Origin of the sequence: Rhizobium cauense (assembly GCF_019511525.1) — a bacterium.
Classification (GTDB): Bacteria; Pseudomonadota; Alphaproteobacteria; order Rhizobiales; family Rhizobiaceae; genus Rhizobium; species Rhizobium cauense.
In genome coordinates this window covers 67122-82398 of sequence record NZ_JAEUAT010000013.1, presented here as the reverse complement: position 1 = coordinate 82398, position 15277 = coordinate 67122, and the positions used below count along the sequence as shown (strand labels likewise).

The following is a 15277-nucleotide window of genomic DNA, read 5'->3' as shown; positions in this document are numbered from 1 at the left end:
ATTGAAATCATTTGCGTAAAGGGGAATTCTACTCGTGGCCGTCCCGCATTTCTCCGTCAGCATCGTTGCCCGCGGCTCCGGCCGCAGCGCTGTGCTGTCGGCGGCCTACCGGCATTGCGCCAAGATGGAGTTCGAGCGAGAAGCCAGGACGATCGACTATTCCCGCAAGCAGGGGCTGCTGCATGAGGAGTTCGTCATTCCCGAGGACGCTCCGGAATGGCTGCAGGAAATGATCGCCGATCGTTCGGTCGCCGGCGCCTCAGAAGCTTTCTGGAACAAGGTCGAGGCATTCGAGAAGCGCTCCGATGCACAGCTTGCCAAGGATGTGACCATTGCCCTGCCGATCGAGCTGACCGCCGATCAGAACATCGCCCTCGTCCGCGACTTCGTAGAACGGTACATCACCGCCCAGGGCATGGTCGCCGATTGGGTCTTTCACGATGCTCCTGATAATCCGCACATCCATCTGATGACCACCTTGCGGCCACTGACCGAGGATGGGTTCGGCGGCAAGAAGGTCGCGGTCTTAGGATCTGACGGCAATCCTCTTCGCAACGATGCCGGCAAGATCGTTTATGAGCTTTGGGCTGGCGGAGCCGACGATTTCAATGTCTTTCGGGATGGATGGTTTGCGATCCAGAACCGGCATTTGGCACTCGCCGGTCTTGATATTCGTGTCGATGGGCGCTCCTTCGAGAAGCAAGGGATCGAGCTGGCTCCGACCATCCATCTCGGCGTCGGGACGAAAGCGATCGAGCGGAAGGGCGAGGGCGGAGAGGAAAAGGTCACGCTCGAGCGGTTGGAGCTGCAGGAGGGACGCCGCGCTGAAAACGCGCGGCGCATCCAGCGCAATCCGGAGATCGTGCTCGACCTCATCACCCGCGAGAAGAGTGTCTTCGAGGAACGCGATGTCGCCAAGGTCCTCTACCGCTATATCGACGATGCGGCCCTCTTCCAGAACTTGATGGCGCGGATCCTGCAGAGCCCGCAGACGCTACGGCTCGACCGTGAACGTATGGATCTTGTCACTGGCGTCAGGTCAGCGGCGAAGTACACGACACGGGAGCTGATCCGCGTTGAAGCGCAGATGGCCAATGAGGCGCTATGGCTGTCGCAGCGATCCTCTCATGCCGTCAAGCCAGCGGTCCTGAACGGCGTATTCTCTCATCATGATCGCCTGTCGGATGAGCAGAAGACCGCGATCGAACATGTTACTGGCTCAGAGCGGATCGCCGCCGTGATCGGCCGCGCCGGCGCCGGCAAGACGACGATGATGAAGGCGGCGCGCGAAGCCTGGGAAGCGGCCGGATACCGCGTCGTTGGCGGTGCATTGGCGGGCAAGGCGGCGGAAGGATTGGAGAAAGAAGCCGGCATCGCCTCCCGCACGCTCTCAGCCTGGGAACTGCGATGGGATCAGCAGCGAGACCGACTCGATGAGAATACCGTCTTCGTCCTCGACGAGGCCGGCATGGTCTCGTCCAGGCAGATGGCGCGCTTCGTTGATGCTGTCACGGAGAGGGGGGCCAAACTCGTCCTGATCGGAGATCCCGAGCAGCTGCAGCCGATCGAAGCCGGTGCTGCCTTCCGCGCCATCTCCGAGCGGATCGGCTATGCGGAACTCGGGACCATCTACCGCCAGCGCGAACAATGGATGCGCGATGCCTCACTCGATCTGGCGCGAGGAAACGTGTCAGCTGCGCTCGACGCTTACACGCAGCGGAATTTTGTGCGGACCGGGTGGACAAAAGATGAGGTGATCACTTCTTTGATCGCCGACTGGGACCGTGAATACGATCCGACGAAGACGACCCTGATCCTTGCCCATCGTCGTGTCGATGTGCGGCTGTTGAACGAGATGGCGCGCGGCAAGCTGGTCGACCGGGGCGTGATCGAGGTTGGCCATGCGTTCAAGTCGGAAGACGGAACGAGGCATTTTTCGGCCGGCGATCAGATCGTCTTCCTGAAGAATGAAGGGTCGATCGGCGTCAAGAACGGCATGTTAGCGCGTGTGGTCGAGGCCCAGCCAGGGCGGATCGTTGCAGAGATCCGGGATGGCGACGATCGGCGCCATGTCGTCATCGAACAGCGCTTCTACGCCAATGTCGATCACGGCTATGCCACCACGGTCCACAAGAGCCAGGGCGCCACCGTCGATCGCGTCAAGGTGCTGGCGTCGAGCACGCTGGACCGGCACCTCTCCTATGTCGCGATGACCCGCCACCGCGAGACGGCGGAGCTCTATGTCGGGCTGGAAGAGTTCGCGCAACGGCGTGGCGGCGTGCTGATCGCCCACGGCGAAGCGCCCTACGAGCACAAGCCCGGCAACCGGGGCAGCTACTACGTGACGCTCGGTTATTCTGATGGTCAGACGCGCACCGTCTGGGGTGTGGACCTCGCGCGGGCGATGGATGAATCGAAAGCCGAGATCGGTGATCGTATCGGCCTCAAGCACGTCGGATCGCAACGCGTCACGCTTCCCGACGGAACAGAGGTCGACAGGAATTCCTGGAAGGTCGTGCCGATCGAGGAGCTGGCGATGGCCCGCCTTCATGAGCGGCTCTCGCGCTCTGGATCGAAGGAAACGACGCTCGATTACCAGGACGCCTCGCACTATCGCGCCGCGCTGCGCTTTGCCGAGGCACGTGGCCTCCATCTCATGAACGTCGCCCGCACGATCGCGCACGATCAGATCCAATGGACCGTCCGTCAATCGTCGAAACTTGCCGAGCTCGGCGCGCGCCTTGCCGCCGCCGCAGCGAAGCTCGGTCTTGGTCAAAGGAAGGCGGCGGCCTCAACATCATCTGCAATCAAGGAGGCAAAACCCATGGTCTCAGGTACAACGACCTTCCCCAGATCGATCGGTCAGGCGGTCGAAGACAGGCTTTCAGCCGACGCTGGCCTGAAGGATAGCTGGCAGGAGGTTTCCGCTCGCTTCAATCACGTCTTTGCGGATCCGCAGGCCGCCTTCAAGGCAGTCAATGTCGATGCCATGCTGGCAAATGGGACGGTTGCCGCAACGACAATTGTGCGGATTGCAGAGCAGCCGGAAAGCTTCGGCGCGTTGAAGGGGAAGACGGGGCTGTTCGCCGGCAGCGCCGAGAAGCAGGCGCGCGATACTGCTCTTGTCAACGCGCCGGCTCTCGCCCGCGATCTGCAGGATTTCATTGCAAAGCGCGCAGAGGCGGCCAGCCGCTATGAGGATGAGGAACGCGCGGTCCGCACCAAGCTCTCGCTCGACATTCCGGCACTCTCCGCATCGGCAAAGCAGGTGCTCGAGCGCGTGCGCGATGCGATCGATCGAAACGATATCCCCGCCGGTCTCGAGTTCGCCCTGGCGGACAAAATGGTGAAGGCCGAGCTTGAAGGTTTTGCCAAGGCAGTGTCGGAACGCTTCGGAGAACGGACCTTCCTGCCGCTTGCGGCAAAGACCGCGGACGGGAAGGCATTCGAGGCAGCGTCCGCGGGAATGCAGCCGGCGCAGAGACAAGAGCTGAGGTCGGCTTGGGACACGATCCGGACTGTTCAGCAATTGGCCGCGCATGAACGGACAGCTGTGGCGCTGAAACAGGCGGAAGCCATGCGGCAGAGCCAGACGAAAGGCTTGTCGCTGAAATGAGGTCCTATATCTCCTCCACCCCTGCCGTTGCTCGCCGAAGACGTTCGGCCCTCGCCCTTCTCGCGACCTCAACCGGCGCTGCCGTGGTGGTGATTATCAGCGGCACCATTGGCGGCCTGCGGATCAACACCACACCCAGCGAACCGCTCGGATTGTGGCGTGTCGCGCCCCTCGATCGTCCGGTTCAGGTCGGCGATATGGTGTTCGTCTGCCCGCCTCAGACCGATGCGATTTCGGAGGGGGTTAAGCGAGGCTACCTCCGCTGGGGCCTATGCCCAGGCGGCTTTGGTCCCCTCATCAAGACGGTGGCGGCAGTTGCCGGTCAACGCATTGATGTCGCCAGCGCCATCACGATCGATGGAAGGCGGATCGCGAACTCCAACCTCGTGGCTCAGGACGGATTGGGGCGGCGGCTGCGCCCTTATTCGGGAGGGACGATTCCATCCGGCTTCCTGTTCCTGCACTCGCCATTTCCCGGGTCGTGGGACTCGCGGTACTTCGGGCCGGTCCCTGCCTCCGGTGTCCTCGGCCTTGCAAAGCAGGTGCTCACCTATGCGCCATGATTGGCTCCAGCCTCTTTCTCTCGCTGTGGCTTCTGCAGCGGCAGGATATATCGCCTGGAGCGGACACGTGCTGGCGCTTCCAGCAGCAATTGCCTTTCCCGCGCTCTGGTCGCTCGCACGCAGTCGCCGAACCGCCGGTCTTGTTTCTGCAGCCTATTTTTTGGCGGCGTCGCGTGGTCTCCCACAAGGCGTGGCCGCTTTCTATCAATCGGACATCTGGCCGGGACTGATCTTGTGTATCGTCGCCTCAAGCGGCTTCGTTTTCGTTCATGTCGTGCTGTGGTCGCGCCAGTCGGGGCCCCGGAAAGCCCTGCGATATCTGGTGGCGATGATCCTCATGGCCATCCCACCCTTCGGCATTATCGGTTGGGCCCATCCGGTCACGGCCGCCGGCGTTGTCTTTCCAGGATGGGGATGGGCGGGACTGGCGGCAGTTGCAGCCGGTCTTGCGATCATGACGACACGCTATCGACCGGCTGCAGCCATGGCCCTCGTAGGTTTCTGGCTCTGGTCCGCCGCATTCTGGACCGCTCCCAAACTAGAGGCGGGATGGCAGGGCGTCGACCTGCAGCTGGGAGATAGTCTTGGTCGCGACAGCAGTCTTACCCGGCATAGTGGCCTTGCTGCAACGCTGCGCGCGCAACGCAGGCCCGATGCCGCCCACATGCTCCTGCCTGAAAGCGCCCTCGGGTTTTGGACGCCATCGGTCGATCGCCTGTGGCAACAGCAGCTCACGGGGACTGATGTGGACGTCATTGCCGGAGCGGCGGTCGTCGAGCCGGAAGGCTATGACAATGTGTTGGTACGCGTCTCGTCCACCGAAAGCGAGATCCTCTATCGCGAGCGCATGCCAGTGCCTGGCTCGATGTGGCAGCCCTGGTTGCCTCTGATTGGAAGGAGCGGCGGAGCCCGAGCGGACTTCTTTGCAAATCCGATCGTATCAGTTGGCGGCCAGCGCTTGGCCCCACTCATCTGCTACGAGCAGTTGATCATTTGGCCCATCCTGCAGTCGATGCTTCATGATCCTGATCTGATCGTCGCGGTGGGGAATGGCTGGTGGACCAGAGGAACATCCATCATCGCCATTCAATTCGCCACCACAGAAGCGTGGGCTCGGCTGTTCGGCAAGCCTTTCGTGATGTCTTTCAACACCTGATCATTGGAGCCATCGTCATGGACGCTGCCTTTATCAAACAGTGCGCCGATCCGGCGCTCAAGCCTGCTATTGTTGAGCAGTTCGTGTCTGCGGTCGGCTCCGGCGAGCCGCTCGCTGTCACCGTAAGATCGGGTGGACGTCTCATCCTCGTTCCCAAACCGAAGACCCCAGAAGAGGCCATGGGCATCGTTCGGCAGTATGTCGGCCAGGCGGTGGTCCGAGTGGGGGTGACGCAGTTTCCGGCTGGTGTCGGCGTAAAGGATACCTCCGAGATAACCTCCGATCTGGTCGAGCCCTGCGAGAACCTCCGCAAGGGATCGACGATGTTCGCCAAAATCCTCCGGATCGTAACAAAATGGTACGGCAACCCCAAAAGTGCTGAGGTCTTTCCGCAAATCTTCGACGATGCGGTCTACGCTTGGAAGACCGGCCAGTTCGAGGGGCAAGCCGTGTTTCAAGCCCAAGATCCAGGTGGTGTTATCGCCAACCACAGCGACGAGGTAAAGGCACCAGAGGCGCAGCCTGCCGACGATGCGCCGGTTAAGAGCGAGGCCGAGCCCTCGGATGCAAGCGATATCGAAGCGGCTGGTATCAGGATCGATCTCTCGAGGATCGGCGGTCAGAAATGACTTATCAAGCAACGCTGAACGCGGCGATGAATCAGGGATCGACAATCGCAACGTTCAGGTCATCGAGTACATTCGCGAGACCCGGTGCCCGTATCAGCCTTGTTGCGCCGACAGCCCTCAGCTTCCCGATGGCTCGATCGAACACCGCAAGATTCGTGTGCCCGTTTAGCCTCGACGGATAAATGATGCCGTCGACCTGATCTCGATGTTCATGGAATGCGACAGCCCATTCGCGAGCAAGGGATTGCTTGGAGGATTTTGCCACATCCGTCGGAACACCCATCTTGATCGCTCCGTCGTCACGCAGATCAACCATCTTCAGGGGGGCGATCACCTCAATCTGTGCGTACTGTCGGTTATGAAGGTCTGACTCGGCAATAGCCAGATCGCCGATCAAGCCATCGCGTTGATCTCGCAGCACGGCTTCGAGAAAGCAGACTTTGATGGTGTCGCCCATGTAGAGTACACCAAAGCGATTGGCGGGCTTTCGGCGCCGCGGGTCGCTGAAGCGGCTCGGTGTCTTTCCGAAACCGAGCGGATCAGGGTATCTATCGAGGTAGATGCGGCCGAACCGTGAGCCGGACGCCACGACGTGTAGATGCAGGCGTGCTGTTTCGAAGCCGGCGGGCGGCAGCGCATTTCCCATTTACCGGAAATCTCGCCCAACGCTTTCCGCTGCCGCGATCGCCTGTTTAGTTCGCCCACGCTCCAGAGCTTCACGACCCGTCAGACCATCCAGTTCTCCATGCGGCTGGACCAGGAAGCGATAGACCGCCCAGGCCCCACCGAGCATCTCGTGAAGAATAGGGAGTGCAGCAAATGGCTTGCCATCGGAATCGAGCTGCCATTCAGGGAAGCGATACCCACGCTTGGCGCCGTCGAGTCCGAGCACCTGACCGTTTTGCCGCTTGGTATTGACTGTCACCCGCGTCGTGCCGAGCAGGCGCGCAAAGTCGTCAGCGCTGAGCATATCGGCGCGCTCGAGGATTTCTGCGGCTTTCGAGCGTCCGCGTGCCCGGGCCGCAGCAAGAGCTTGCTCAAGTCCAGCATCTGCGATGCTGTCCTCCTCAGACAGCGCAGCTGTGGGCAACGCGTCGTCTTCGACCGGAGTTACGACCATTTCGCCTTCTGGATCGACGTCAACGCGGAAGCTCACACGCCTGCCGGCGGTTCGACTCCTTGAAATCGCCTGACCATATTGCTGCAGGAGTGCCTGTACGCGCTTCGGCTTGTCGGACAGGACTTTGGTCGCACTATCCGGAACTTTGATTTTGAAGCCGCTCATACCTTCCGGCAGCGCATCGGCGCCTGTCGCCAGAAAGAAAGCCATGGACCTATCTGGTCCATCCCTGCGGGCCGAGTTGTCTTTGGTGGTGGGTCTTGCTTTGGGAGATGCCATAACACTGCCTCCATACAGAAGTACTTATATGGCAAAGATGGATAAGTTCGTCAAGTTCGTCAAGTTCGTAAAGGAATAACGGTTTATGGCCCGTCAAGCATTTAACTGTAACGCTGGCACTTTCGTTACCAGGTTCAGGTCAAACTCAAGTCAGAAACCGTTTCAAAATGTATGGCAGCTTCCTAAGGGAATAGTACCCTCTGTTGTAGAGTGCGTTCGTCTACATGCGAGCGGCAGGCATTCGATTGAGACCTTCGTGAGCAGGAGCCGGCCGAATCCGGGCGTCGGATAGGCGATCCAATGATAAGAACCCTTCGCTCCCAGCGCATTTGTAGCGAATGACTTCGGCCTCCAAAACGGCCGGAGCGGCAAAGGTGGCCACCCGCTTACCCGCGGAGGATTTTGTTCCTAACTACCCGCAAATTTGCGAGTAGACCTCCGCGCACTGAGCTGTTTTGCTGTACGCGCTCAAGAGGACCGACAGTCATGGACGAAACCAACCCTAAATTTCTTTCCTTCAGGTATGCCGACGGCACTTGGACGGCCCTAGTCCTCACCCCGGACGAGGTCTGCGAGGTTCAGGAGATGTCCGCAGCAAAGTTGATCGAGATCGTTGAGATCCTGGAGACTGCAAAGGCGGCGCAGGTGACGGATTGGCGGGATTTCTTCCGTTAGAAGGTTCTACGGCTGCGCTCAGCTTGATTTCGCTACAGCCGCATGTCGATCTTGCAGGACCTCGCATAAAGTCGCGCTGGCCACAGACGCTGCACTGCGCCGGCGTAATCTCGTCTGGCGCTGGTGTAGTTGCCAAACCCGCCTTCCTCCGTCAGTGGATGATGACTGTGGCGAATATACTTCACGGCTTTCTCAGTTCGATGAACCCGAGCGTCCGAGAAGGGAACGCGAGCTGAAAGACCTCTTCGCACCAGGTCGCTCGCGTTTCCATCGAAGTCAGTTTCTTTGCCTCAGGAAGGGGGTGCTCGTCTCAGTAGAAAATATAAGGTAGGCAACTTGCCATCACGGACTTTCATCGCCCAAAAGGGTACTGCCTTGGCACATTGGCTTGATAAACTACTTGACATCACCGCCATTGCTCGCGACCAGAATAGTCTGAAGTCCGCACTTTCTGATCTTGGTGAGCGCTTCGAATTTACGGGCTACGCCTACATTGTTCTCCGTTTTGGTCGGACTTTCGCGATCTCGAACTATCATCCTGACTGGCAAGATCACTATTTCAAGAGTGATCTAAAATCGATGGATCCGGTCATCAAGCAGGCAAAGAAGGTCCGTCGTGCTTTTTCATGGTCAGGAGAAGCTGATAGGAAATCCATGTCTAAAGGCGAGTTAGCTTTCTTCGCTGATGCAGCCGACTTTAATATCAGATCGGGCGTAACCATCCCCATTACGCTTCCGAACCGAGGGACTGCGGTGCTCACGTTCGCGTCGATCAAACCCCAGCTGGAAGTGGATCACGAAATCGATGCAATAGCGGCGGCCTCTACCGTAGCGCAGCTCCATTCGCGCATCGAGACGTTGCAAGCGACCCCCTCGGTCGAAGAACCCTTTTATCTGAGCCCAAAGGAAGTGGCCTTTGCACGCTGGCTTGAACTGGGCAAAACGGTGCAGGATGTCGCCGATGTCGAAGAGGTAAAATACAATACGGTCCGAAAGGCGATGGAGGAGCTGAGACGCCGATACGATCTCTGCAACAACACGCAACTAGTGGCTTTGGCGATCAGACGCGGCTTGATATGATGTTCGTCAGGCCTTCGGCGTCCTACCAAGAACATCCAGAAGGGTGGTGAGCGCTAACATCTGTGAATGCATCTCGATTGCCGTCTCGAGATATTCTATATGGTCGACTCCGGCAGCTTCGTAGCCTGCTTTAACGTGAGGAGGCATTCTATGAAACAGCGTATCTGCTTTGTTGATGAGATTGCGATGTCGCTGGATCGCCGTTACTGTCAGGTGTTCAATGACTGGTTCAGGCACACCCCTTAGGAGGCCGACAATCGGTTGCAGATTCAAATCGCTTACCGCAGTCTCTTCGGTTTTAACCATTCTTTTATTTCCAGCAATTTCGCCGAGACGCGCTCAGCTTCGGAAGTTACCAAGGTTCTCTAGCTTTAATCGACGAGTCTGTGGAGACGGCGTCCATCGGGTGATCGCCATCAATGGGTGCCACCGCCGTTGGTTTCTTTTTAGGCCACAGATATCAAACTATTTCCAATGCAGATTTGCACCCACCCTTTTACGAGAATTTACTTCATGGTTATGGACTGTCATTCTCCTCCTCCCTCGTGGTTAGACAAAAGCCAAATATGATGAGTGCGCAACTCTAGCGACGTTGTTTGATTGCAGGTGTTACGAGCTTCGACCGCGGTAAAAGCATTAAGTCGCCGCCCACGCCACACATCTCTAATTCTCGCGGCGCACCTCACGTTGCATTAATGTGCAGCGTCAAGTCCCTTCATCTGCTGTCGTTTCTCCCGAGTGAGTTTTGGCTGCGGCCCGAGCCGCAGCCTGGCCATGAACCTCCTCACCGCCGGCGCACCAGTGACTTCGCGATCTCCACAATGTCGTCCCGTGAAGCCGTCGGATCTTCCTTCGACCAAGCGATGCCCAGCCCAATCTTGAAGTCGATCCCATTCACCTTCTTGAGCAAGAAGCTGCGGTTCGGGATGTTGGTCGTCCACTCTGGTGCAAAGCCGATCCCTAGACCGGCAGAGACGAGAGAGACCAGCGAGTAGGTGTCGTCGCAGCTATAGGCGACGTTCTTCGTCAGATCATATTCCTGAAACTTCTCATTGAAGTACCGCTCGGAAAACGAGAGGTTCTGTCGATTGAAGGCAATGATCTTATGATCGCGGAGGTCCTCGATTGAGATCTCGTTGAGCGAAGCCAAAGGATTGCTCTCGGCAACCGCCAGAAGATAGCGTTCGTAGGCAACGGAGAAGAAGCGCAGCGACCCAATATTCTCAACGGGCCTGATGAAGCCGAGGTTCAGCTGCCCAGTTTCCAGGCCGCGGATAATGTCTGCCGTGTTGCCTGAGGCGATGTGGATGTGGACATCGGGAAACTTGCGAGCTATCTTTCCGAGGAATAGAGGCAGCATACCCATTGTGGCCGGGTGGACGGTCCCAATCCTGATCTGGCGGATGCGGCTGCCGCCGGCGGCACGCGTCAATTCCGTGGTCAATTCCATCTCGCTTAGAATACGAACGGCACGGTCATAGAAGGTCTCCCCCGCCGTGGTCAGCTCGACGCGGCGCGTGGTGCGGATGAACAATGGGCAACCTAACTCCCTTTCGAGCGCCATGACGTGGTTACTAAGCGCCGGCTGGGCGATATTCATCTTGATAGCGGCACGACCGAAATGCAGTTCTTCGGCGACGGCTTTGAAGAGAGATAGTTGGCGAAGTTCCATCGACGTCCTACCGGAGGAGTGGAGAACGAGCTAGAGGCACCGTGACGGTAGATAAAGTTCTGCTATTGTCGGAATCACCCATGATCCGAGCTCCTGACAGCTTATGTTATGGCAGGCTGCATCCGATGCCCAAACACCGATGCGACCGTAGTGAACAATAATGTTGCACATGAACTAAAAAGTTTCAATGAGAAATCGAAAAAAATGAGCGAAATCACCGGGGCTCAAATTCGAGCGGCAAGAGCTCTTCTTAAATGGACGGCTGAGAACCTTGCTGAGGCGGCAAGTGTGGGTCTGTCGACAGTAAGGCGGGCGGAGACCGATAATCAACTGCCGTCGATAACAACCGCAAACCTGAAACTCATCCGGATGACATTAGAGAACGCTGGAATCCAGTTTCTTCCAAGCAACGGGGGCGGGGTGGGGGTCCGATTCAAACGACCAAGCTGATGGTTGTACCTAGTCTTGCGCGGGGGACAGGTACTTTCTCGTCGAGCCTCAGCTATTCGAAACTGAGGGATCACCCGAATGCGGCATCCGGCGACCGCTCGCCACTGCGGCGCGCGAGTCTGGATGGGCCATCATCGCACCCGCGTTGCTGGCACGTCGCCGCTGGGGCGAAGGGCTACCCAAATCGCCAAATACTGGGATGGTCTTTGCGCGACGGTTGCAGCGAGATCGACAACAATTCAGTGGAACACGGCATCAGGCCAATTGCTCTCATCTAAAGAATGCTCCGCCGGACAGGACGTTGGCGCGTCATACTGCTCATCTGATGATGAGCCTTATGCAATAGAATCCGCCAGGGTCTAGGCCGATAGGTTGGGAGTGCCAAGCGAAGCGAGATTTGACCCCGGACATTGCCTCACCGGTAGATGTTACCGAACGTAGCAGGCTTCAGGATGCCCGCGTCACCTGGCGCCGCGGCGGCAGGTGACGCGGGCAAGCTCTTTATCCAACCACCATCCAAGATGACCAAACTAGCCATTTCGATGCGCAGGCAGGACATATCAATTCAGCTGGCGGCTATTTGCGCGATGCGCACGTCTCGAGAACGATTGCCTCGGGTCCATAAACTTCATGCCAACCCGCACACGCCTTATCCCGATAACTCTGCTCGACCATCAGCGCGCCGTCCGCGTCGACAAATAGTTTATAGGTTGGCATAAATACCGCCTTGTTACGTCCGTCGCCGAAAAACACGGCATACGGCGCGAGCTCGCAAGGTACCCCATAACCATAGCAAAACCCGGAGGGACGGCCGTCCGCTCCCCGCTCCAACCAAGCGCTATTTGTATGAGGTTTCACCCTGTTGAAATCTCCGATTTCACAGTTGCGAACGCCAGCCTCATAACGGGCGGGAATTTTGTCGGTGACGATTTGTTCAACGGCCAGCAATATGCGACGTTTTCCGTCGATCTTAAGGCCCACATTGCCTTGAAAATCGACGGCCTGGATGTATTCCGGCTTGATTGGTGGCAAGGGGGCCTTGGTAGTCTTGTAATAGATGCCGACAATACTGAAGTTACCCATCAGCACGCATCCCATGACGAACTGCGAATCCTGGAAACTTTCGCTAAACAGCACGCGGAAAGATTCATGCTCACCTTTCGTGCCCCCGCTAGGATAAAATGTCCTGCCAAATGGGACACCCTCATTTTGGCAACGATCATAAAAACTGTCGGCTTCAGGTAGGAGTTTATGGCACTGCCGATCGAACTCGCTTGCGCTTGCTAGGGTGGCAAGCCACATCGCGGTGACCGCGGTAGTCAAAGCTACTTTGAGATGGAACATCCTGAACCCAATCATGCTGCTCTATAAGCGAGTGTAGCGTCGGCAACGAGGTACTTCTCGCCGTTGACAGTCTCGTAGGTCGACGTGCCTGTGATCGCCGAACCGTCGGCAAAAGCCCGCGATCCTTCCGGAGTGTGCAACAGGTTGATCAACTTGATTCCCGCTTCTGACATTGTCATCAGCTCGCCAGCGTCCGAAACACCATTCTGGTTGGCGTCGCGCCAGACGCGGAATTCACTCCAGCGAGCGTCATTGGCATCGAGGATATTGTCGCGGTTGGTGTCGAAGACCAGGCGGAGGCCGTCAAGGTCGGATACAGTGCCTCCGTTGGCGGCGACCTGTTCGTCGCTCGCCCAATCTGCAAACGCCAGTTCGCGAGCCTGATCAATCAGGCCATCGCCGCCGGCGCCGCCATCGGGTCCCAGATCAATCGCAAGGAAACCGTCATTGGGCCCTACCCAACCAGTTGGATCGGCGAGGCCGTCGCCGTTCCAGTCAAAACGAGTCGATGCGCTAAGGTCCGCAAGGTTGATTGGCCGGAAATCAACGTGGTGATCGGCATCTAGATCGAGCAGAACTGGATGCTGCGAGCCGTTGGGGACCTTCAGCCCATTGTGTTTGGTATATTCAACGCCGTGGGGATTGTACGATTTGGTACTTTGGAAGGCGCCGCTCGTGGAATAACGTGTCAGATCGTACCATCCATCATCATAGTAATAGTAAGATGCCCGAAGGACGTTGTTGATATATTCATTGACCGTCCTGTTCCACTCGTTACCACGGACATTGGGCTCATAAACGGTTATCGTAAAATTGCCCGCTTGATCGCTGTAAATGTTTTGCTGCGGTCTCTGACCAGCTGCATCGTACATGTCGATGACATAAGACCACGGTTGGACGTTCGTGACATCCCAGGTGTAAATCCACCGGGTGCCGTTGTCGTAGTTGTTGACTTGGCTTACCTGCCGACCGGCCGCGTCGTAATTGTATTGTACTGTGGACCAGTTCTGGCTGTTGGACGGATCATAGGCGACGGTTGTTCGAGTTCCGTCGTCGTAGAAGACGGAATTGACCGTCATCCTTGCGGCGGAGTCGTAGGTGTATTCGACCCTGCTCCAGTTTTGCACGTTAGTTGGGTCATAGTGGAAAACGTACCGTACTCCGTCGTCATTTGTTTGCTGGACGAGGGTCAACTGACCGGCTGGGTTGAAGCTTTGTATATAGAGCGACCACGCGGCTGCGTTGGTGGCATCCCAAGCGTACGCATCCCAGGTGCCGTTATCATTGTAGTTAGTCTGATAAAGAACCCGCCCCGCGCCATCTATGTATTGTTCGTATCGCGACCAGGTTGCTGCGTTGGCGACGTCATAGGTAACGGTGTTGCGGGTACCGTTGTCGTTGGTTTGGTTGATATAGGTCAGCTGCCCTGCCGCGTTGAAGTTCTGCTGGTAGGTTGACCATGTAGCGGCATTGGCCGGATCATAGCTCAGTTGAACCTTGGTAGAGTCATCGCTAGTCGTGACCTGCACGGTCAACTGTCCCGCGGCATTGAAGGTCTTGTCGGGTGATTCGCCGCCATCCATTCTGCAGCTTTCTGGGCGAGGAAACCTCCAGCCTCGCTGAAGAACCAAACGGCAATAGCGCCCCCCACCACGGTGCCCATTACCGGCAACTGGAAGGGTATTGTCGCAACCGTGGCCGAACTTAATATCGCGGTGACGGCAGCATTCCCTACGGCCACGCCCGCCATAGACCCAAAAAAACCGCTGACGGCCCCAGTCAGCTTTATGCCAGAGGCGTCAAGTCCGCCATCTTGAAAGACCACACCGGACAAGGTTCCCGCCGCATCCAGCCCCAAAGGACCGGCAAGCTTGAGTAGCGCCAAGGGCTTGTAGTGATGCGCTGCACGCGTCGCAAAAGCTCCGAGGAAATTCAGACTATGCGAAAACCTCGACCAATCAGATTCACTCACCCCTCGTCCCCTTATATGAAAGCTTTAAAAGCATGACCAAATTTCCGAAAATTACGTAGCTAGCCACAAACAGTGCCGTCATATGCAAAACCAACGCCAAAGACTGCGGATGCTCGCGGCACATCACGTCAATAGGCATTCGAGATAGGACCAGTACGCTTGGAAACTGCAGCGCTAGGAATGGAACGCTAAACACGCCGGATGAAAGAGCCACAAATTTAAACAGCGGCCCGTTGTACAGGAAGGCCAAGGGCAGCGAGACTAGATATGACAGCAATGCAGCTACGGAGAGCGGACCGTAAATGTACAGAATTGAAGAGATAAGCGCGTATGTTCGTCCCGAACATACGGACAATAAATCGTATCTACTTGTTAAACTTGAAACGGCCGTGAAATTGCCAGTTTGAGCTAAGTAGATAGCCAAAAAGCAGCATATGAGGAATGGTACTCCAGACAGCGCCAGGGTAATGACGCCGTAAAGTTTCGTTATAGGCGGCTTTTTTTCAGCGGCGCTCATTGTGCTTTCTCTGTGATCGCAGGTTTCGCAAAGTCCCGACCGCGTAGGAAATCGGGCTCGACGACATTTGGTAGGGTGCTGGTGCAACTACGGACTCTAGCAACAAGACGGGAAGGCAAAGGTATAGTTCGGAGAAAGCTCATATCAAGTCCATCTAGGTCCTGTTGACAAAGTTCTCGATCATCGGGAAGTTCCATCCTTTAT

14 protein-coding genes and 1 pseudogene are annotated in these 15277 nt (G+C 57.2%); 7 read left to right on the top strand and 8 right to left on the bottom strand.

The genetic code is table 11. From position 1 onward, the window contains the following. The first annotated feature begins 34 nt into the window (after positions 1-34). From traA to JNB88_RS22360, 4 genes are read left to right on the top strand one after another with little or no spacing between them, the layout of a single operon-like run. Positions 35-3616, top strand: coding sequence for a Ti-type conjugative transfer relaxase TraA (gene traA / locus JNB88_RS22375; RefSeq protein ID WP_220357322.1), 3582 nt, complete (start codon positions 35-37; stop codon positions 3614-3616). Continuing rightward, positions 3613-4179, top strand: coding sequence for a conjugative transfer signal peptidase TraF (traF, locus tag JNB88_RS22370; RefSeq protein WP_220357321.1), 567 nt, complete (start codon positions 3613-3615; stop codon positions 4177-4179). Before traA ends, traF begins: the two co-directional genes overlap by 4 nt. Further along, positions 4169-5335: a conjugal transfer protein TraB gene (locus JNB88_RS22365; RefSeq protein WP_220357320.1), complete on the top strand. Its 1167-nt coding sequence runs from the start codon at positions 4169-4171 to the stop codon at positions 5333-5335. The genes traF and JNB88_RS22365 overlap by 11 nt, the downstream gene beginning before the upstream one ends. 17 nt (positions 5336-5352) lie before the next feature. Beyond that, entirely contained in the window at positions 5353-5964 is a 612-nt protein-coding gene (locus JNB88_RS22360) for a TraH family protein (protein WP_220357319.1), read from the top strand. Between the two features lie 31 nt (positions 5965-5995). Here the strand turns inward: JNB88_RS22360 and JNB88_RS22355 are convergent, their stop codons facing one another. Beyond that, on the bottom strand, positions 5996-6610 hold the full coding sequence (locus tag JNB88_RS22355; RefSeq protein ID WP_220357318.1) for an RES family NAD+ phosphorylase: 615 nt from the start codon (positions 6608-6610) through the stop codon (positions 5996-5998). Next, complete coding sequence (locus tag JNB88_RS22350) at positions 6611-7249, bottom strand: XRE family transcriptional regulator (protein ID WP_220357417.1); 639 nt, start codon at positions 7247-7249, stop codon at positions 6611-6613. A gap of 600 nt (positions 7250-7849) precedes the next feature. Between JNB88_RS22350 and JNB88_RS22345 the strand changes: the two genes are divergently transcribed. Further along, positions 7850-8038: a hypothetical protein gene (locus tag JNB88_RS22345; protein ID WP_220357317.1), complete on the top strand. Its 189-nt coding sequence runs from the start codon at positions 7850-7852 to the stop codon at positions 8036-8038. Positions 8039-8413: 375 nt separating this feature from the next. Then, positions 8414-9118: an autoinducer-binding transcriptional regulator TraR gene (gene traR / locus JNB88_RS22340; RefSeq protein WP_220357316.1), complete on the top strand. Its 705-nt coding sequence runs from the start codon at positions 8414-8416 to the stop codon at positions 9116-9118. 6 nt (positions 9119-9124) lie between these two features. Here the strand turns inward: traR and JNB88_RS22335 are convergent, their stop codons facing one another. Both JNB88_RS22335 and JNB88_RS22330 read right to left on the bottom strand, forming a co-directional pair. Then, positions 9125-9424 carry a transcriptional repressor TraM gene (locus tag JNB88_RS22335; RefSeq protein WP_220357315.1) on the bottom strand — a complete coding sequence of 100 codons (300 nt, stop codon included), beginning with the start codon at positions 9422-9424 and terminating at the stop codon, positions 9125-9127. A gap of 478 nt (positions 9425-9902) precedes the next feature. Continuing rightward, positions 9903-10790, bottom strand: coding sequence for a LysR family transcriptional regulator (locus JNB88_RS22330; RefSeq protein WP_220357314.1), 888 nt, complete (start codon positions 10788-10790; stop codon positions 9903-9905). A gap of 564 nt (positions 10791-11354) precedes the next feature. On the opposite strand from JNB88_RS22330, the pseudogene JNB88_RS33740 reads away from it, so the two are divergent. Further along, positions 11355-11512: pseudogene (locus tag JNB88_RS33740) on the top strand (IS66 family transposase); the annotation flags it as partial. A 304-nt stretch (positions 11513-11816) separates the two neighbouring features. Here the strand turns inward: JNB88_RS33740 and JNB88_RS22325 are convergent. The 4 genes from JNB88_RS22325 to JNB88_RS22310 are packed head-to-tail and all read right to left on the bottom strand — an operon-like array spanning position 11817 to position 15073. Further along, positions 11817-12584, bottom strand: coding sequence for a hypothetical protein (locus JNB88_RS22325; RefSeq protein WP_220357313.1), 768 nt, complete (start codon positions 12582-12584; stop codon positions 11817-11819). 11 nt (positions 12585-12595) lie between these two features. After that, positions 12596-14167, bottom strand: a complete 1572-nt coding sequence (locus tag JNB88_RS22320) for a hypothetical protein (protein WP_220357312.1) — start codon at positions 14165-14167, stop codon at positions 12596-12598. Beyond that, the gene (locus JNB88_RS22315; RefSeq protein WP_220357311.1) at positions 14116-14556 is read right to left on the bottom strand and encodes a hypothetical protein; all 441 of its coding nucleotides are present in this window, start codon (positions 14554-14556) and stop codon (positions 14116-14118) included. Before JNB88_RS22315 ends, JNB88_RS22320 begins: the two co-directional genes overlap by 52 nt. Next, positions 14549-15073, bottom strand: a complete 525-nt coding sequence (locus JNB88_RS22310; RefSeq protein WP_220357310.1) for a hypothetical protein — start codon at positions 15071-15073, stop codon at positions 14549-14551. The genes JNB88_RS22315 and JNB88_RS22310 overlap by 8 nt, the downstream gene beginning before the upstream one ends. Positions 15074-15277 lie beyond the last annotated feature (204 nt).

Coding starts and splice junctions, on each gene's coding strand:
- traF (WP_220357321.1), top strand. CDS start 3,613: ATGAGGTCCTATATCTCCTCCACCCCTGCCGTTGCTCGCCGAAGACGT.
- JNB88_RS22365 (WP_220357320.1), top strand. CDS start 4,169: ATGCGCCATGATTGGCTCCAGCCTCTTTCTCTCGCTGTGGCTTCTGCA.
- JNB88_RS22360 (WP_220357319.1), top strand. CDS start 5,353: ATGGACGCTGCCTTTATCAAACAGTGCGCCGATCCGGCGCTCAAGCCT.
- JNB88_RS22355 (WP_220357318.1), bottom strand. CDS start 6,610: ATGGGAAATGCGCTGCCGCCCGCCGGCTTCGAAACAGCACGCCTGCAT.
- JNB88_RS22350 (WP_220357417.1), bottom strand. CDS start 7,249: ATGAGCGGCTTCAAAATCAAAGTTCCGGATAGTGCGACCAAAGTCCTG.
- JNB88_RS22345 (WP_220357317.1), top strand. CDS start 7,850: ATGGACGAAACCAACCCTAAATTTCTTTCCTTCAGGTATGCCGACGGC.
- JNB88_RS22335 (WP_220357315.1), bottom strand. CDS start 9,424: ATGGTTAAAACCGAAGAGACTGCGGTAAGCGATTTGAATCTGCAACCG.
- JNB88_RS22330 (WP_220357314.1), bottom strand. CDS start 10,790: ATGGAACTTCGCCAACTATCTCTCTTCAAAGCCGTCGCCGAAGAACTG.
- JNB88_RS22325 (WP_220357313.1), bottom strand. CDS start 12,584: ATGTTCCATCTCAAAGTAGCTTTGACTACCGCGGTCACCGCGATGTGG.
- JNB88_RS22320 (WP_220357312.1), bottom strand. CDS start 14,167: ATGGATGGCGGCGAATCACCCGACAAGACCTTCAATGCCGCGGGACAG.
- JNB88_RS22310 (WP_220357310.1), bottom strand. CDS start 15,073: ATGAGCGCCGCTGAAAAAAAGCCGCCTATAACGAAACTTTACGGCGTC.